The 18390-nt window shown below is 62.5% G+C and carries 15 protein-coding genes; 7 read left to right on the top strand and 8 right to left on the bottom strand.

The window, feature by feature from the left end; all coding sequences use genetic code 11:
* The 4 genes from QQS38_RS24300 to prpF form a co-directional block, all read left to right on the top strand.
* The coding region (locus QQS38_RS24300) for a citrate/2-methylcitrate synthase (RefSeq protein ID WP_479647953.1) at nucleotides 1-147 on the top strand (147 nt) is incomplete at its 5' end.
* Nucleotides 148-214: 67 nt separating this feature from the next.
* Nucleotides 215-1858, top strand: a complete 1644-nt coding sequence (locus QQS38_RS24305; RefSeq protein WP_479647903.1) for an acyl-CoA synthetase — start codon at nucleotides 215-217, stop codon at nucleotides 1856-1858.
* A 97-nt stretch (nucleotides 1859-1955) separates the two neighbouring features.
* On the top strand, nucleotides 1956-4550 hold the full coding sequence (gene acnD / locus QQS38_RS24310) for a Fe/S-dependent 2-methylisocitrate dehydratase AcnD (protein WP_479647904.1): 2595 nt from the start codon (nucleotides 1956-1958) through the stop codon (nucleotides 4548-4550).
* 26 nt (nucleotides 4551-4576) lie between these two features.
* Complete coding sequence (prpF, locus tag QQS38_RS24315; protein ID WP_479647905.1) at nucleotides 4577-5758, top strand: 2-methylaconitate cis-trans isomerase PrpF; 1182 nt, start codon at nucleotides 4577-4579, stop codon at nucleotides 5756-5758.
* Here the strand turns inward: prpF and QQS38_RS24320 are convergent, their stop codons facing one another.
* Complete coding sequence (locus QQS38_RS24320) at nucleotides 5759-6226, bottom strand: hypothetical protein (RefSeq protein WP_479647954.1); 468 nt, start codon at nucleotides 6224-6226, stop codon at nucleotides 5759-5761. It abuts the gene before it with no gap.
* 291 nt (nucleotides 6227-6517) lie between these two features.
* On the opposite strand from QQS38_RS24320, the gene QQS38_RS24325 reads away from it, so the two are divergent.
* A complete protein-coding gene (locus tag QQS38_RS24325; protein ID WP_479647906.1) occupies nucleotides 6518-6955 on the top strand; it encodes a hypothetical protein in 438 nt (145 codons plus the stop codon).
* 130 nt (nucleotides 6956-7085) lie between these two features.
* On the opposite strand, the gene QQS38_RS24330 is transcribed toward QQS38_RS24325, so the two are convergent.
* The 3 genes from QQS38_RS24330 to ydiJ all read right to left on the bottom strand — a co-directional run bounded on the left by QQS38_RS24330 (nucleotide 7086) and on the right by ydiJ (nucleotide 10837).
* A complete protein-coding gene (locus QQS38_RS24330; protein ID WP_479647907.1) occupies nucleotides 7086-7406 on the bottom strand; it encodes a type II toxin-antitoxin system PemK/MazF family toxin in 321 nt (106 codons plus the stop codon).
* Complete coding sequence (locus QQS38_RS24335; RefSeq protein WP_479647908.1) at nucleotides 7400-7648, bottom strand: AbrB/MazE/SpoVT family DNA-binding domain-containing protein; 249 nt, start codon at nucleotides 7646-7648, stop codon at nucleotides 7400-7402. The genes QQS38_RS24330 and QQS38_RS24335 overlap by 7 nt, the downstream gene beginning before the upstream one ends.
* A gap of 111 nt (nucleotides 7649-7759) precedes the next feature.
* The gene (gene ydiJ, locus QQS38_RS24340; RefSeq protein ID WP_479647909.1) at nucleotides 7760-10837 is read right to left on the bottom strand and encodes a D-2-hydroxyglutarate dehydrogenase YdiJ; all 3078 of its coding nucleotides are present in this window, start codon (nucleotides 10835-10837) and stop codon (nucleotides 7760-7762) included.
* A gap of 159 nt (nucleotides 10838-10996) precedes the next feature.
* On the opposite strand from ydiJ, the gene QQS38_RS24345 reads away from it, so the two are divergent.
* A complete protein-coding gene (locus tag QQS38_RS24345; RefSeq protein WP_479647910.1) occupies nucleotides 10997-11977 on the top strand; it encodes a LysR substrate-binding domain-containing protein in 981 nt (326 codons plus the stop codon).
* Nucleotides 11978-12028: 51 nt separating this feature from the next.
* On the opposite strand, the gene QQS38_RS24350 is transcribed toward QQS38_RS24345, so the two are convergent.
* From QQS38_RS24350 to betC, 4 genes are all read right to left on the bottom strand, one after another.
* Nucleotides 12029-13135 carry a Rieske 2Fe-2S domain-containing protein gene (locus QQS38_RS24350; protein ID WP_479647911.1) on the bottom strand — a complete coding sequence of 369 codons (1107 nt, stop codon included), beginning with the start codon at nucleotides 13133-13135 and terminating at the stop codon, nucleotides 12029-12031.
* A 321-nt stretch (nucleotides 13136-13456) separates the two neighbouring features.
* Nucleotides 13457-14599 carry a porin gene (locus tag QQS38_RS24355; protein WP_479647912.1) on the bottom strand — a complete coding sequence of 381 codons (1143 nt, stop codon included), beginning with the start codon at nucleotides 14597-14599 and terminating at the stop codon, nucleotides 13457-13459.
* Nucleotides 14600-14663: 64 nt separating this feature from the next.
* Complete coding sequence (choX, locus tag QQS38_RS24360; protein ID WP_479647913.1) at nucleotides 14664-15632, bottom strand: choline ABC transporter substrate-binding protein; 969 nt, start codon at nucleotides 15630-15632, stop codon at nucleotides 14664-14666.
* A gap of 106 nt (nucleotides 15633-15738) precedes the next feature.
* Nucleotides 15739-17280, bottom strand: coding sequence for a choline-sulfatase (betC, locus tag QQS38_RS24365; RefSeq protein WP_479647914.1), 1542 nt, complete (start codon nucleotides 17278-17280; stop codon nucleotides 15739-15741).
* A 178-nt stretch (nucleotides 17281-17458) separates the two neighbouring features.
* Between betC and QQS38_RS24370 the strand changes: the two genes are divergently transcribed.
* Nucleotides 17459-18373 (top strand): choline sulfate utilization transcriptional regulator, encoded by a 915-nt coding sequence (locus QQS38_RS24370; RefSeq protein WP_479647915.1) that lies wholly within the window; start codon nucleotides 17459-17461, stop codon nucleotides 18371-18373.
* Nucleotides 18374-18390 lie beyond the last annotated feature (17 nt).

The raw sequence follows: 18390 nt of genomic DNA on the forward strand, positions 1-18390 counted from the left end.
ATGTTCACGCCGCTGTTCGTCATCTCGCGCACCTCGGGCTGGAGCGCGCACATCATCGAGCAGCGCGTCGACAACAAGATCATCCGGCCGAGCGCGAACTACACGGGACCCGAAAATCTGAAGTTTGCACCGATCGGCAAACGCTGATCGCAAGTGCGGCCCGCGCGTTCGACGCGGGCCTACGCAGCACCATGGGAGAGGTGGGGAGACAATCATGAGCACAGACATGTTCGAAGCAGGCCTTGGCAAAACCACGGCAAACTACACCGCGCTGACGCCGCTCAGCTTCATCGAGCGCGCGGCAAGCGTCTACCCGACGCGCCTGGCCGTCGTACACGGCCAGATTCGCCGAACGTGGCAGGAAACGTACGCACGCACGCGGCGCCTCGCTTCGGCGCTCGCGGCACGCGGGATCGGCGCGGGCGACACCGTGGCCGCGATGCTGCCCAATACACCCGCCATGATCGAGGCCCATTTTGGGGTACCGATGATCGGCGCGGTGCTCAACACGCTCAATACCCGCCTGGACGCCGCGACCCTAGCCTTCATGCTCAATCACGGCGAAGCGAAGGCCTTGCTCGTCGATCGCGAGTTCGCCGACCTCATGCGCTCCGTGCTGCCGGCCGTGGAGCGGCCCATCTTCGTGGTCGACGTCGACGATCCGCTCTACACGGGGCCGGGCGAGCGCATTGGACAGATCGAATACGAAGCGCTGCTCGATAGCGGCGATCCGCAATACGCTTGGCAACCGCCGGACGATGAATGGAACGCGATCAGCCTGAACTACACGTCGGGCACCACGGGCAATCCCAAAGGCGTCGTCTATCACCATCGGGGCGCCTACACCGCGGCAATCAGCAACATCCTCGAATGGGACATGCCCAAGCATGCCGTCTATCTGTGGACATTGCCGCTGTTTCATTGCAACGGATGGACCTTTCCCTGGGCCGTCGCTGCGCGCGCGGGAGTCAACGTTTGCCTGCGCAAAGTCGACGCGAAGACGATCTTCGATCTCATTCGCGCCGAGCGCGTCACACATTACTGCGGCGCGCCGATCGTTCACAACATGCTCGTGAATGCGCCCGACGAATTGAAAGGCGGCATCGCTCACCGGGTCCACGCGATGGTAGCCGGCGCCGCGCCGCCCGCCGCGTTGATCGAAAGCTTGGAGCGGCTCGGCTTCGAACTGACGCACGTGTACGGTCTGACCGAGGTCTACGGGCCGGCCTCCGTCTGTCCGCAGCAAGAGGAATGGAGCACGCTGGACATCGGCGAGCGCGCGCGTTTGAACGCGCGTCAGGGCGTGCGCTATCACTTGCAAGACGGCTGCGCAGTGTTGGACCCGGAGACCATGAAGCCCGTGCCCGCCGACGGCGAAACCATCGGCGAGATCATGTTCCGCGGCAACATCACGATGAAGGGCTATTTGAAGAATGCCACCGCCACCGAAGAAGCCTTTCGCGGCGGCTGGTTTCACACGGGCGACTTGGGCGTGGCGTATCCCGACGGCTACGTGCGCATCAAAGACCGCAGCAAAGACATCATTATTTCGGGCGGCGAAAACATCTCGAGCATCGAGATCGAAGACGTGCTCTATCGGCACCCGGCCGTGCTGGCCGCAGCCGTCGTCGCCAAGCCCGATCCGCGCTGGGGCGAAACGCCGTGCGCGTTCGTCGAGCTCAAAGCGGGCGCAACGGCGAGCGCCGCCGATTTGATCGCGCATTGCAAGGTGCATCTAGCCGGTTTCAAAGTGCCGCGCGCGATCGAGTTCGTCGAATTGCCGAAGACGTCGACCGGCAAGATCCAGAAGTTCGAGCTGCGCAAACTCGCCAAATCCGTGTCGGCGATCGACGTATGACGTTTCTCCGCTTTCACTAACCGTTTCCGCGGCCGGCTCATCGCGATCGATCACGAATCGATCGCGGCGCGCCCGGCGCAACTTCGCCTCATACGCTATGAATACCGACTACCGCAAAGCATTGCCCGGCGCCGGGCTCGACTATTTCGACGCACGCTCGGCCATCGAAGCGATCGAGAAAGGCGCTTACGACACGCTGCCCTACACGTCCCGCGTGTTCGCCGAGAACCTCGTGCGCCGCTGCGAGCCGTCGCTGCTCACGGATGCGCTCAAGCAACTGATCGAGCGCAAGCGCGACCTCGACTTCCCGTGGTTCCCCGCGCGCGTGGTGTGCCATGACATCCTCGGCCAAACCGCCTTCGTCGATCTCGCGGGCCTGCGCGACGCCATCGCCGAACGCGGCGGCGATCCCGCTTTGGTCAACCCCGTCGTGCCTACGCAACTCGTCGTCGATCATTCGCTCGCCGTCGAATGCGGCGGCTTCGACAAGGATGCTTTTGCGAAGAACCGCGCCATCGAAGACCGCCGCAACGAAGACCGCTTTCACTTCATCGATTGGACGAAGAAAGCGTTCAAGAACGTCGACGTGATTCCTCCGGGCAACGGCATCTTGCATCAAATCAACCTGGAGCGCATGAGCCCGGTCATCCAGGTTCGCGACGGCGTCGCGTTTCCCGACACGCTGGTGGGCACCGATTCGCATACGCCGATGGTCGATGCGCTCGGCGTCATCGCCGTGGGCGTGGGCGGCCTCGAAGCGGAGAGCGTGATGCTCGGCCGCGCATCGTGGATGCGCCTGCCCGACATCGTCGGGGTGGAGCTGACAGGCGCGCGCCAACCCGGCATCACGGCAACCGACATCGTGCTGGCCTTGACCGAGTTCCTGCGCAAGGAGAAGGTCGTATCGGCATACCTCGAATTTTATGGCGAAGGCGCATCGCGGCTCACGCTGGGCGACCGCGCGACCATCTCGAACATGGCGCCCGAATTCGGCGCGACCGCCGCGATGTTCTACATCGACGAGCAGACGATCCGCTACCTGAAGCTCACGGGCCGGGACGACGCACTCGTCAAGCTGGTCGAAACGTATGCCAAGGAAGCCGGGCTGTGGGCCGATACGCTCACGCACGCGCAATACGAACGCGTCCTGCGCTTCGACCTTTCGAGCGTCACTCGCAACATCGCGGGACCGTCGAACCCGCACCGCCGCGTGCCGACCACCGAGTTGGCGGCTCGCGGCATCAGCGGCAAGGTCGAAAACGAGCCTGGCAAAATGCCGGACGGCGCGGTCATCATCGCCGCGATCACGAGCTGCACCAACACCAACAATCCGCGCAACATGATTGCGGCGGGCCTGCTCGCGCGCAATGCCAATCGTCTAGGGCTCGTGCGCAAGCCGTGGGTCAAGACCTCGCTCGCACCGGGATCGAAAGCCGTGACGCTCTATCTCGACGAGGCCGGGCTGCTGCCGGAACTCGAGCAGCTCGGCTTCGGCGTGGTCGCCTATGCGTGCACGTCCTGCAACGGCATGTCGGGCGCGCTCGATCCGAAGATTCAACAGGAGATCGTCGAGCGCGATCTCTACGCCACGGCCGTGCTGTCGGGCAATCGCAACTTCGACGGCCGCATTCACCCGTACGCGAAGCAAGCGTTCCTCGCTTCGCCGCCGCTCGTCGTGGCCTACGCGATCGCCGGGACGATTCGCTTCGACATCGAGAAAGACGCGCTCGGCGTCGATCGCGACGGCAAGCCGGTTACGCTCAAGGACCTCTGGCCGACCGACGAGGAGATCGACGCCTTCGTCGCATCGAGCGTGAAGCCCGAGCAGTTCCGGCGCGTCTACGAGCCGATGTTCGCCCTTGCCGCGCAGCGTTCGGAACAGGCGCAGCCGCTCTACGCATGGCGGGCGCAGAGCACTTACATTCGCCGCCCCCCGTATTGGGAGGGGGCGCTCGCCGGTGAGCGCACGCTCGAGGGCATGCGCGCGCTGGCGGTGCTCGGCGACAACATCACGACCGATCATATCTCGCCGTCCAACGCGATCATGCGCAACAGCGCCGCAGGCGAGTACCTCGAAAAAATGGGCTTGCCGGAGGAAGATTTCAACTCGTACGCCACCCACCGCGGCGATCACCTCACGGCGCAGCGCGCAACGTTCGCCAATCCCACGCTGAAGAACGAAATGGTCGTCGAGAACGGCCAAGTGAAGACCGGTTCGCTCGCGCGCATCGAACCGGAGGGCCGCATCACGCGCATGTGGGAAGCAATCGAAACCTACATGAAGCGCAAGCAGCCGCTCATCATCATCGCAGGCGCAGACTACGGCCAAGGCTCCTCGCGCGATTGGGCGGCCAAGGGCGTGCGCCTTGCCGGCGTGGAGGCGATCGTCGCGGAAGGATTCGAGCGCATTCACCGCACGAACCTCGTCGGCATGGGCGTGCTGCCGCTCGAGTTCAAGCCGGGCACGACGCGAACGACGCTCGGGATCGACGGCACGGAGACGTTCGATGTGAGCGGCGAACGCACGCCGCGCGCCGAGCTAACGCTCGTCATCACACGCAAGAACGGCGAGCGTGTCACGGTGCCGGTCACCTGCCGGCTCGACACGGCAGAAGAAGTCTCGATCTACGAAGCCGGCGGCGTGCTGCAACGCTTCGCGCAAGATTTTCTCGAATCGTCGATGGCGGCATGAGCAGCATCAGTAAGGAAGACTAACGAATGGCCCACCTACCTCAAATCAAGATCCCCGCCGTGTACATGCGCGGCGGCACGAGCAAAGGCGTGTTCTTCCGTCTGCAAGATCTGCCCGCACCGGCGCAAACACCCGGTGCAGCGCGCGACGCCCTGCTCATGCGCGTGATCGGCAGCCCCGATCCTTACGGCAAGCAGATCGACGGCATGGGCGGCGCGACCTCCAGCACGAGCAAAACGGTCATCGTTTCGCCCAGCACACGGCCCGGTCACGACATCGACTATTTGTTCGGGCAGGTAGCAATCGACAAGGCATTCGTCGATTGGAGCGGCAACTGCGGCAACCTGTCGGCCGCCGTGGGACCCTTCGCGATTGCGAGCGGACTCATCGACGCCGCGCGCCTGCCTCGCAACGGCATGGCTACCGTGCGAATCTGGCAAGCCAATATCGGCAAAACGATCGTCGCCCATGTGCCGATGACCGATGGCGCGGTGCAGGAGACGGGCGATTTCGAGCTGGACGGCGTGACGTTCCCCGCGGCCGAGATCGCGCTCGAGTTCATGGACCCGGCCGCCGACGAGGATGGCGCGGGCGGCGCGATGTTCCCGACGGGCAACGTCGTGGACGATCTGGACGTGCCCGGCATCGGCACGCTCAAGGCGACGATGATCAACGCGGGCATCCCCACGATTTTCGTCGATGCGCGGGCGATCGGCTACCACGGCACCGAACTGCAAGAGGCCATCAACGGCGACGAAAAGGCGCTCGCGATGTTCGAGACGATTCGCGCGTACGGCGCCCTGCGCATGGGGCTCGTCGCACAGGTCGATGAAATCGCGAAGCGCCAGCATACGCCGAAGATCGCCTTCGTCGCGCCGCCTACGGATTACGTGGCGTCGAGCGGCAAAGCGGTACGGGCCGGTGATGTCGATCTACTCGTGCGCGCGATGTCGATGGGCAAACTTCATCACGCGATGATGGGCACGGCGGCCGTCGCGATCGGCACCGCCGCGGCGATTCCGGGCACGCTCGTCAATCTCGCCGCGGGCGGCAGCGAGCGCGAGGCGGTTCGGTTCGGGCACCCGTCCGGCACGTTGCGCGTTGGCGCGCAAGCTGCCTTCGTGGATGGCCAATGGGTCGTCAAAAAGGCGATCATGAGCCGCAGCGCGCGCGTGTTGATGGAGGGTTGGGTGCGCGTGCCGGCTTGATCAACGCCCCTTGATAATGTCCGATCGCGAAGTCGTGTAGACGACACCCGACGCGTCGAAGTGAACGTTGAAGTATGCGTCGCCGGTCGGGCCACCCTCTTGCCACTTCCAACTCCACACCGTTTCCGGCTTGAGCCGATACACGGCGATCTCGCCCGGTTTGCCGAGCAGCCGCCGTACTTCATCGGCCGACATGCCCATGCGGACCTTCGCGAAGTTTTCGGCGGTCAATACTTGTGTGACGGCGACGAGCCTGCCCCGCGAATCGATATCCACCATATAAGTGGTCGTACCTTGCGGGCCGCGCGGATATTCGAGCCGTTTCGATCCGTCCGCATGCAAGCGCTCGGTTTCGGGCTGCCCCATTTGCTCGCGAATCTGAGCTTCGGTCGTGAGACCGGGCGTCAAACCCCGCAGCAGCATTTCATCCGGCTTGATCGCATTCAAGAAAGCTCTGAGTTTTCCCATGACCTGGTCGCCTTGATGGTCGTCGCATCCCGCCAACGCTAGCGTGGCGCCCGCACACGCGATCGTTAGCCACTTCCAATGCTTGTTCGTCTTGCCCACGCGATCCTCGCTATGCAATTGCCGATCGACGCGCAAGGATAGCGCACCCGCCCTAAAAGCGCGTTACTCACTTCCGAGGGTTTCGTCACAGCGCTTACGTTTTGTCACCAGAGCAGGGTCAACTTGCGTCGTCGCCCTAGCGTTAAACCGGCAGCGCTGAATTTTCTCAGCCGCCCCAATAGGAGTTCACACATGAAGACGATGTTCGCTGCCCTCGCTTCCGCCCTGCTCGTTTCGACGGCTTTCGCTCAAACCGCGACCCCGGCCTCGGCTCCGGGAATCAACGCAACTACATCCGCGCAGGCTGGACAAGCCAATTTGAAGGCAAGCACGCAGGCGCAACCTGACGCGACGAAGGCCGACAAAGCGACGAACGAAGGCGGTGTGGCGCAAGAGAAAAGCACGACGGCGACGAAGCACACGGCCAAGCACCTGAAGAAGACGCACACGCACAAGGCCAGCAAGAAGAGCGAAAAGGAAACGGCAACCAGCGCCGATCAGCAACCGACGACGGCTAAGGCCGGCACGAAGGCGGATGTAAAGGCGGATGCCACGACCGGCGCCAAGGCCGATACGAAGACCGATATCAAGGCCGACACCAAGACCGATACGACGACGAAGACGCAATAACGACATCGGTCTGTTCGGCAGAGTCCCGCGCGTCGCATAATGCTGGGCCTGCCGTTTCGGGCGAACTTTCGGGTTCGCCTTTTTTGCTTTGGCGCGGGCTTGCGAACATCGTTGCTACCGTCTTTCTTATTTATTCCGCGAACACTTCTTGCAACGTTCGCAGGGTGTCCGTCAAGGTTTTTTCCACAACCGCGCCCTCTTTCTTGACCAAGCGCACCTTGTCCACCGTGCGGATCTGGTCGAGCAAGATCAGCCCTGCCTTTCTCTTGAACGTCACCGGTACTCGATACGGTGCCGGCCGCCCCTTTGAACTCATGGGCGCAATGATTACGGTGCGCAGGTGATCATGCAGTTCCGGCGGAGAGACAACCACGCATGGGCGTGTCTTTTGTATTTCGCTGCCGAGCATAGGGTCAAGTGCGACAAGCCAGACATCGCCCCGCTTCACCATGCTATCTCCGCGTCATCTGCGTTGCCGAATTCCCCCATCACGAGCGCATCGTCTCCGGCCTCAGCGATAGCCTTGCTCGCATCGGCCCAACCTTCGCGGGCCGCCGTCCGCGGTCGACGCAAGATAATCACGTCGTTCTCGACTTCCATTTCCACCTCGTTCTCCAGACCTAACTGCGCCAGAATCGGCTTTGGGATCAACACCCCTTGGGAGTTGCCTATCCTGCGGATCGCGGTTTTCATCATATCACCGTAATAATAATATTATGCCGTAAGGCGGGTCGACATATAACAATGTTATTACATTTTCGTGCTACATGGCATAGTCGATTCCTACGCCGGCTCACGGACAACTCACCGAAAGAAATCGAGCAATGCCTCGATCGGATGACGAACCCGTCGTCCTCGGAGGCGAGCCACTTGGCACCGGCATGAGTAGCCCGTCGCCAGCAGTTCCGGCGGTTCGGGCTCCGCCGGCGCGCCAGAACCGCCCGGCGCCACCCATTCGTCTACATGACGCGCCCACGACTGCTCGAAGATCGTCTTCGACGTTTCGACATTGCGCAACTCATGGCCGTAGGTGCCGGACATGCCGCAACACCCGCTCGCAGGCATCGTGAGCGACGATCCTATGCGCGCGAACACCTCTCGCCATAATCCCGCAGCGGCCGGCTCGCTCGTGCGCTCCGTGCAATGCGGCAGCATTCGGTAGCTTCTTCGCCCAAGGTGCGCCCGCTCCGCCCTCACCCCATCGAGCGCGCCGACCAGCCATTCTTGCGGCAGCAAAACACGTGGGCACGTATCGCCGCCCGCGACTTTTCGATATTCCTGTCGATAAACGAGCGTCATGGCCGGATCGAGGCCGATCAACGGCACCTCGAACCGAGCGAGCGCAGCCAGTCGCGTCGCGTTCTTGCGCGCCGCGCGAGCGAATGCACCGAGAAACCCCTGGACATGCAGCGGTTTTCCATTCGGCATGTAGGGCGCGAGCAGCACTCGATAACCGAGCCGTGCCGCGAGTTCCACGAATGCTGCAGCCACCTGAGTTTCGAAAAAGCGCGTGAAGGCGTCTTGAACGAATACGATGGTGCGCGCGCGTTCCGCCGCGCTCAGTGCGTCGAGCACCTCTTGCGAAGCGGGTTCGAGCGACCATCGACGGCATACATCCTTCCACGAAATCGTGCTGAGCAACGGGCTGTCGACGATACCGGCCATGCCGCGCAGCAACGCCTTCGTCGGCGCAGCCTGGATGAGCACGTTGTAGAGCTTGCTCCCGCCGGGTGCCGCGGCGATGTAGGGCACCGTGAATTCGAGCGAACCGATCATGTAGTCGCGCAGCGAACGCGCATAACGCGTGTGGTAGTGGGCGAGAAAGCGCGCGCGAAACTCCGGCACGTTGACCTTCACGGGGCATTGCGCCGCGCATGATTTGCACGCCAAGCATCCGGCCATCGCGTCGTACACTTGGTGCGAAAAGTCGCTCTGCCCGCGCAGCTTGCGCAAGCTATTGGCTATTCGGACAGGCAACGCCGCCACGGTCGGCTCCGCCGTCAGATCGGCGCCCGCCTCGCCTTGCAGGCGCAACCACTCGCGCATCAGCGATGCGCGCCCCTTCGGCGAATGAATTCGCTGGCGGGTCGCCTTCCATGATGGACACATGGCGTCGTCGGGATCGAAGTTGTAGCAGGCGCCGTTGCCGTTGCAATGCACGGCGTCGTCGTTGCGCTGCCACACGCGCTCGTCGATGCGCCGGTCGGCTTCGCCGCGCATCGGCACCTTATCGATGCGCAGCAGCGACGCACTGCTTCCGGCCGGGGTCGCGATCTTGCCCGGATTGAGTTGATCGTGAGGATCGAATGCGGCCTTGAGCCGTTGCAGGGCGGCATACAACGGACCGAAATACTCGGGCACGTATTCCGAGCGCACGCCCTTGCCGTGTTCGCCCCATAGCAAGCCGCCGTACTTCATGGTCAGCGCCGCAACCGCATCCGAGATCGGCCGAACCAACGCGGCTTGCCGCGGATCGCGCATATCCAACGCCGGCCTAACATGCAGCACGCCCGCATCGACATGTCCGAACATGCCATAACGCAGGCCGAAGCCGTCGAGCAAGCCGCGAAACTCGGCGATGTAATCGGCCAGGTTCTCGGGCGGGACGGCGGTATCTTCGACGAACGGTTGCGGACGGCTTGCGCCACTGACGTTGCCGAGCAGGCCGACAGCGCGTTTTCTCATCGCGTAGACGCGCTCTATCGCCGCTTCGCCGTCCGCGACCGTGATCGCCAGGCGACGCGCGGTGGCGTCCTCGCGGATCGCCTCGACAAAAGCCGACACGCGCGCGCGCACCGCTTCGGCTTCGTCGCCGGTGAATTCGACCATGTTGATGCCACCGGCATCGTCGGTTGCCGATTCCGCATCCGGGAAGAATTCCGCCGCTTTGCTCCATACGATGTCGCGACGCGCAAGCGCCAATACCGTCGAATCCACCGTTTCGATCGACAGCGGCCGGTGCTTCATCAACGCGCGCGCGTCGCGCAGCGCATCCATGAAGCTCGCGTAGCGGATATTGACGAGCGCCGCGTGCGTGGGAATGGGAAGAACGTTCAGCGTCGCTTCTACGATGAAGCACAGCGTGCCCTCCGAACCGCATAGCACGCTGTTGATGTCGAAGCGGCCACCGACCTCGCACAGATGCGCGAGGTCGTAGCCCGTCAAGCAGCGGTTCAATGCGGGAAAACGCTCGCGGATCACATCGGCTTCGCGTTCCACGATTTCTCGCGCGACGCGGTACACGTGCCCTATCGCATCGTTGCGAGCGCAAAGCTCCGTCAATTGGGTCGCGTCGACCGGCATGCTCGCTAGACGCTCGCCGCCGATCAGAATCGATTCGAGCGCCAACACGTGATCACGCGTCTTTCCATAGGTGCAGCTGCCCTGGCCGCTCGCGTCGGTGCTGATCATGCCGCCGATCGTGGCGCGATTGGACGTGGACAACTCCGGTGCGAAGAACAGCCCGTGCGGCCTTAGCGCGGCGTTGAGTTGGTCCTTTACGACGCCGGCCTCGACACGTACCGTCCGCGATTGCGGATCGATCTCCAGAATCCGGTTCATATGCCGGGACAAGTCCACCACGATCCCGTCGGTCAGCGATTGGCCATTCGTGCCCGTGCCGCCGCCTCGGGGAGCGACCACGACTTCACGAAATGCTTCCTGACCCAAGAGCGTTGCGATGCGCTGAACATCGTGCGCATGCCGGGGAAACAGCGCGGCTTTCGGGTAACGCTGGTAGATGGAGTTGTCCGTTGCAAGCACGGTGCGCAGTGCTTGACTGCAGTCGATGTCTCCCTCGAAGCCCGCGGCCCGCAACGCATCTAGGAAGCGTGCATCGAGCGTAGCCAGAGTATCGTCGATGGGAAGGCGTGAGATCGTCATGGTTCGCGCTTGGCGGTCGCCGGGCCGTGCCCGGATCCATGTAGACTTCGCATGATCCGAATCTGAGCTCGACGCGCATTTTCTGTCGATACGACATTCTGTTTCGCAAACTGCCGTTCCACAAACGGAAGTTCCTTGGGATATTCATGAGGTTTATGAATGAATTACCGCAAGCTCACCCCGTCGATGTCGCTCCTGTTGGCCTTCGAAGCCTCGGCTCGACACGCAAGCTTCACGCGCGCCGCCGAAGAATTGGCGTTGACTCAAAGCGCGGTCAGCCGGCAAGTGCCGACCTTGGAAGCCATGCTGGGCGTGGCGTTGTTCGTGCGCGAAGGCAAGCGCATCATGACGACCGATGCCGGCCGCGCATACATGGCTGAAATAGGGGCAGCGTTGACGCAGATTCGCAACGCGACGTTACAGGCGCTGTCGTCCGAAACGTTCGGCAAGCATCTGCGGGTGGCGACGTTGCCTACGTTCGGCGCCAAGTGGCTCTTGCCCAGGCTGCACGAGCTTTATCGCGCGCACCCGGATTTACAGATCGATTTACACTCGCGCATCGAGGAGATCGACTTCGCATCGCAACCGCTCGACGCGGCCATTACGGTGGGAGACGGGCGCTGGCCCAACGTGATCGCACACCGGCTGTACCCGGAAGAATTGGTTTTGATTACGAGCCCTGCGACGCTGAAGCCGGCAAGTCGTGGGCCGAGCAACGCCAAGCGTGCGAAGGCCACGAGCGAACGCCGTGTCGGCCCGAGCGTCGCGATGCTCGAAGGCTCGACGCTGCTTAGGGTGGGCAGCTTCCCGGACGCTTGGCGTGAATGTTGCGCTCATTTCGGCTTACCGCATCACGCGCTGCGGCTCGGACCGAGCTTCGAATTGACTTCGCACCTGATTCAGGCGGTCATTGCTGGAATTGGGGTGGGGCTCGTGCCGCGCATGCTCGTGGAAGACGAATTGGCGAACGGGTCACTTTGCAGCCCGTTCGAGCCGGTGCCGAGTTCGCGCTCCTACTACTTCACGTACCCGGAGCGCGTGCAAAATCACCCCGCCCTCGTGGCGTTTCGCGAGTGGCTGCTTCAGGAAGAAGCTTCAAACGGAAGATCGGGGCAGCGCGGGAAGCATTCGCAGGCTTGAACCGACGGAACCCGCTTCATTCGAACCGCAACGCTATACCCACGCAAAAAATCACCCCACGTCGCCCACCTGGCGAATCGGAATGACGGTGGCGCCCCCGCAGTTGCGCAGCACGTCGCGCAAATCGTTGATGACCGGAAAGACTTCGTGATTCCAATCGGCGCCCTGTTTGTCATGGGCCTGCTGCTCGAGTTCGACGATCCAGCGGTCTTCCTTGAAGATGCCTTCCGTGAACCACACCAAAAGCGGCCAGGCTAGGTCGAGAACGAACGGCAGGCTGGGCTTGCGGATGGACAGCAACCCGAACGTCCGGTTGGTGCGCTGCTGCGCATCGAGCGGCACATACACGATCCATAGATCCATGACCAGGGTGCCTTCCGGCGAACGGATCTGCAGCGTTTGATACGGATAGCCGGTGCGGATCGTCATCACATCCTTGTCCTGCTCGCGCCGCGCCTTGCTCGCCCCGAACACGAGCGCCTCGCCAACGGGCTGCTTGCCTTCCATTCGCGCAAAGGTGTAATCCACCTCGACCCAATCTTCGCCGCGCCGGCGCCCCAGCGAACGCGTGCGCATCTGGCCCATCAACCGCCGATGCAGAAACTGATGGTTCATGTCCATCAAGTTCTCGTGCATGAACGAGTAGTGGCACTTGACCTCACGGCCGAAACGACGCGTCTTGTACGCCTTGTCGTCTACCGAGGCCAACGCAGGAAACGGCCGCGTTTGCGCCAGCGCCGCATCGCCTGGAAACACGAAGATCAGGCCATGAGCCTCGCGGCACGGATAGGCGCGCACGCCGTTGGGCAAGCGCTCTTTCCCGAGATAGGGCACCTCGACGCACTGGCCCGAGCAGTCGTAGGTCCAACCGTGATACCCGCAGCGAATCGATTCGCCTTTCACGACGCCCGCATGCAGCGGCACCTGTCGATGCGCGCAACGGTCTTCCAGTGCAAAAACCGCACCGGACTCAGTCCGCACGAGCACGATGGGCTCGCCGGCGAAGTGCGTTCCATACGTTTTGCCGCGCTTGACCTCCTTGGACCAAGCAAGCGGATACCAATAATCGGGATGGATGGGCACACGGCGCAGGTCGCGTACGGGCGCGGTTGCGCGCGGATCGAGGACACCGCTGTCCACGAATGGCACTGATTGCATGCGTGAGGCCTCCTTGCATAGGGGAGCTGGGACCGCCGCCATTATCGGGCGAGCAAGCAAACGGCAGATTTAGCGAAGTCTACGTGAAGTTTGCCGCTCGTTCACTACGAACGCGCGTTTGCCATGACGCCGGGGAATGTCCCAGGGCGGCCCGGCTCGTCCCGGGGCGCCACCGCCTCTCGGCCCCGTGCGGCGTGACCGTCGGGCCGTCGGACCGTCGCACCGTCGCATCGCGGCAAAAGCGCGATATCCCAGCCCACGCAAAAAAAACAGCGGGCCGCGTCCGAAGACACGCCCGCCCAAGTACGACGAGGAGCCCGATTAAAACGAGTGCCGCATGCCAATGCGTACATCGGCCTGGGTCGTGGTGGTCGACGGCGTGAAGCTATACCCGATCACGGCGTCGACCCCGTTCGAGGCTTTCAAATAGTCCCCTGAGATGTAAATATCCGTACGCTTGGACAGAAGATAATGCAGTCCCGCGGACACCTGATTCCAGTGGTGTCCCTCGAAGTTCGTGTACTGATAGCCGCCATCCACGGTGAATGCCGGCGTCACGCTCCACGATGCGCCGCCCTCCCCGACTTGCATATGCGACGATTGCCCGAACGCTTTGATCGTCGTATAGGAGTAGTTGCCCATCAGCGTCACCGGGCCGAGCGCATAGCTCGCGCCGACACCGAACGTGCCCTGCTTATCCACTGCGAACGCGGTATTCGAGTAGAGATCCGTCACCGCCCCCGTCGCGGGGTCGACACTGACGGTCGGCCTACCCAGGAACGTACGGGCGCCGATCATCGCGTAAGGATCGAACGCATAGATGCCGTTCGGATTGTTCAACTGCGTATAAGCAGCGCCCATAGTAAAAGGGCCATGGGCATAATGCGCCCCGAGGCTGTACGCGCTAGCTTGATGGAAATTGCCCGCAACGTTCCCGAACGACCACATGCCTCCGAACTTGAAGCCGTCGATGTCGTTCGACATGAACTTCACCGAGTTCGGCAAGCGGTCCCCGTTGAATCGGTCGAAGTCGCCCTGGTGAATCGCATAGCCGCTCGCCCACGCGGAGATGTTATATAGAAACACCATCTCCTCGGTCATGTCGAGTTGATCGCCGAACGACACCGTGCCCCAAGGACTCGAAAGGCCGACATATGCCTGCCGTCCGAACTGCGCGCCGCCGAACGTGAGCCTGCCCGTGCCGAGCTTGAATCCGCTTTCGAGGGCGAATACCGCGGCGAGGCCGTTCCCTAAATCCTCCTTCCCTTTGATGCCCCAACGGTTTCCGTACGAAATGCCGTCGTCGAACTTGACGACGTGCGCACCGCCGGTGTTGCTGACATAAGTGACACCGGCATCGAGAATGCCGTAGAGCGTGACACTGCTTTGGGCGTGGCTCACGGCGGGCAGACTGGCGAGCGCCAGCGCCACGCCCGAGTGGATCGGCGCGCGAAATACTTTCATGATGATGGTCTCGTTGTGTCGTGTTGTGTCGTGTTGTGTCGTGTTGGGTTGCGCTGTGGTGGCGTCAGTGGTCGGCCAATGCGCCGCTGACCGCCTGCAGGCCGCTAGCGCCGCTCACCGTCGTTACGCCATCGAGCCATGGCCCAAGCAATTTGGGATCGGCCTTCAACGCCTCGCGCGCCGCTGTATTGACGCTGACCTTGTTTTGCAGAACGTTTGCGATGATGCGATTTTCGAGGTCCACGTTGAACGTCATCTGCTTGAACAGCCGGCCCAGATTCGTGCATTGATCGGAGAATCCGGTACGGGTCACCGTATTCACCGTCGCGCCGCCATAGTTCGGTCCGAAGTACGCGTCGCCGCCCGACAAATACGTCAAATGAAACTTCGTATTCATCAGATGCGGCTCCCAAGCGAGAAATACGATCCAACGCTTGTCGCGCACGGCGCGCTCGACCTGGGTCAGCATCGCCGTTTCGCTCGAGGCCACCAGCGTCCAATTGCCGAGACCGAACGCCTTGTCGCCGATCATCTTCGTGATGTTCTGGTTCGCGGGGGCACCCGGCTCGATGCCGTAGATCTTGTCGCCGAACTTGTCGCTGTACTTCGCCAGATCGGCGAACGAATGGACGCCCGCGGCAGCGACATAGTCGGGCACCGCCAGCGTGAACTTCGCGTTGGTCAAGTTGGCATGCAGCACGTCGATGGCATGGCTATCGACGAAGGGTTTGACGAGCGGTCCTTGCGCCGGCATCCAGTTGCCGAGGAACACATCGACCTGTCCTTTCTTCAGCCCTTCGTATGTGATCGGGACGGATAAGTTCGCCACGCTCTGTTGATAGCCGAGGGCTTTCAATACAACGCCGGTGATGGCGTTGGTCGCGTCGATATCGGTCCAGCCCGGATCGGCCATGCGCACCTGTGTGCAACTGCTCGGCTCCGCCGCGCGCGTCCCCGGCGCCGCCGCGGCAACGACCGCGATGACGATCGCGGACAGGAAGCGCCTGGGCCATGAGTGGGTGTCTCGGGTCATCTCTCGCTCCTCAAGAGTCGGTCAGCATGTGGTAGGTTTCAGCTCGTTCAAGTCGGTTCAGTCCAGTGCGCTTCGTTCGATTTCGCTTCGGCGAGCCGCGCTCCCCTCATTCGCGCATCACGCGCGGATAGCGCGCCATCGCTTCGAGCGTGTCGAGCTCGATGTGATTGCGCATGTAACGCTGGCTCGCGTCGTTGAACGGTTGCCAGTCCCATGATTGAATTCGCCCTCGCGTCGTCGCCGCGTAATGGAAACGCCGTCGCCGTTGGCTGGCGACTACCTCGCGATGCAGCGTGTCGAGGTCCCACCGTTGTCTCACTTCGGCACGAAACTCGGCCACGATCTGCGCATGTGCAGGATCGCTCGCCAAATTGCTCAACTCCCGCGGGTCGGCCGCGAGGTCGAACAATTGATCGGGGTCGACCGGGGTATGAATGAACTTGTACCGGCCGCGCCGAATCATCACGATCGGGGCGATCGCGCCTTCGGCCAGATATTCGCCGAAGGTCTCGTCATGGCCGCCATCGCCGCGCAAATGCGGCACGAGGCTGCGGCCGTCCACGGCATCCGGCCACGCCGTCTCGCGCTTGCCCGTGGCCAATTCGACGAGCGTGGGCAACAGGTCGATGGTCGATACCGATTCGGCCACGCGCCGAGGCTGAAAGTGTTTCGGCGCATGCACGATCAGCGGTACGCGCGCAGCGTTCTCGAAGAACGTCATCTTGTACCAAAGGCCCCGTTCGCCAAGCATATCGCCGTGATCGGACGTCACGATCACGATGGTGTCGTCGGCCATACCCGTCGCGTCCAGCGCATCGAGCATTGCGCCGAATTGCGCATCGACGTACGAGAGCGCGCCATAGTAGGCCCGGCGCGCATTGCGTACCTGTTGCTCGGTCGGCGGCGTTCGATCGTTTTCGCAGACATGACGCAACCGCTTCGAATGCGGGTCGCTTTCTTCGAAGCCGAGTGTCGTGTGGGGCAAATCTATCTCGTCGTCGCGATACAAATTCCAATATGGCTCGGGAATCGCATAAGGATCGTGCGGATGCGTGAGCGAGGCCACGATGCAAAACGGCCTCTCGTCGGTGCCGGCCTGCCGCTCCCGCGCGATGTCGTAGAGCTTTTGCCGGACCGTGAACGTGACTTCGTCGTCGAAATCGAGCTGATTCGTGCGTACGCACGGACCCGCATCGAGCACGGAGCTCATGTTGTGGTACCAGCTCGGCCGTACTTGCGGCTGCTCCCAATCGGGCACCCAGCCGAAGTCGGCCGGATATATATCGGTCGTGAGCCGTTCTTCGAAGCCGTGCAGCTGATCAGGGCCGCAAAAATGCATCTTGCCCGACAACACTGTCCGATAGCCCTCGGCGCGCAGGTAATGGGCGAAGGTCAGCGTTTGCGCGGGGAATTCCGCGGCGTTATCGTAAGCACCGATCTTCGACGCGAGCTTGCCGGCCATGAAAGCGAAGCGCGAGGGCGCGCACAGCGGGCTCGCGCAATAGGCCGAATCGAACGATACGCCGTTGCGGGCGAGCACATCGATGCGGGGCGTCTTCGAGACGCCATTGCCGTAAGACCGCAGCGATGACGGCGTCATCTGATCGGCCATCAGAACGAGGATATTTTTTCCTGTGTCGGGCTTCATGAACTCGTGTTTACAATGCGTTGATTCATCGGAACCGGGGGCCATCCACGGGCTTCGTGTCGTTCCGCGCCGCCGCTGCACTGCAAGATGGCGGCGCCCGGAGCGCGTGACCTCAATATGTCGACCCACAATTCGCGTGTGAAGACAGCTGTTTCTTATGGCCCCATAAGGCGTGCTTATGTCTGATCAAGACCGTTTGCCACCGCTGCAAATGCTGTCGGTGTTCGAGTCCGCCGCTCGGCTGGCGAGCTTCACGGCTGCGGCGCGCGAGCTCGGGTCGACGCAGCCGGCCGTCAGTCAGCGCATCGTGCAGTTGGAAGCGGAACTTGGCACGCCGCTGTTCGAGCGCGGCCATCGCGGTGTGACGCTCACAGTCGAGGGCCTGCGTCTTTACGAGGCCGTACGTCAAAGCCTCGGAACGATTCGCGATGCCGTCACGCAGATTCGCGCCGCACGTGCGAAAGGCGCATTGACGATATTGACCGACGCGGGTTTTGCGACCTACTGGCTCGTGCCGCGTTTGATGGATTTGAGGCGCCTGCTTCCCGATGTCACCGTGAAAGTGGTGACCTCGCAGTCGGCGTTCGATCCCCGTCGCGACCATGCGGACGTAGCGATCGCGTTCGGCGAAGGAGATTGGTCGCCATGCACGGCAACGCGGCTGTTTCAGGAGCAAGTCGTTGCGGTCTGCTCACCCGCGTTTCGCCGAGCGCACCCGGAAATCGCCGCCCCAGCCGACCTGCGCACGGCACCGCTGCTGCACGTGCAGCCCACCGAGCCCGAACGTTGGCTCGGATGGAATGGCTGGTTCGCGATGCATGGCTTATCCGCGCCGCCCGACGAACACGGTTCGACCTTCAACAGCTATGCGCTCGTCATGCATGCTGCGCTCACCCACCAGGGCGTCGCGCTCGGCTGGCTGCCGCTCGTCGATGAACTCATTCGAAGCGGCCAGTTGGAGATGTTGTTCGACGAGCCGGTTACGACGCCGCGCGGGTATTTCTTGGTATGTCCGCCGGCCCGGCCGGAGACGCCCGCCGCACCCGCGTTTCGGCGATGGTTGTTCGCGGCGTGCGCGTCCGGTGCGGTGTAGTTCCACGCGTCGCATCG

Source organism: Trinickia sp. Z7 (genome assembly GCF_056498045.1).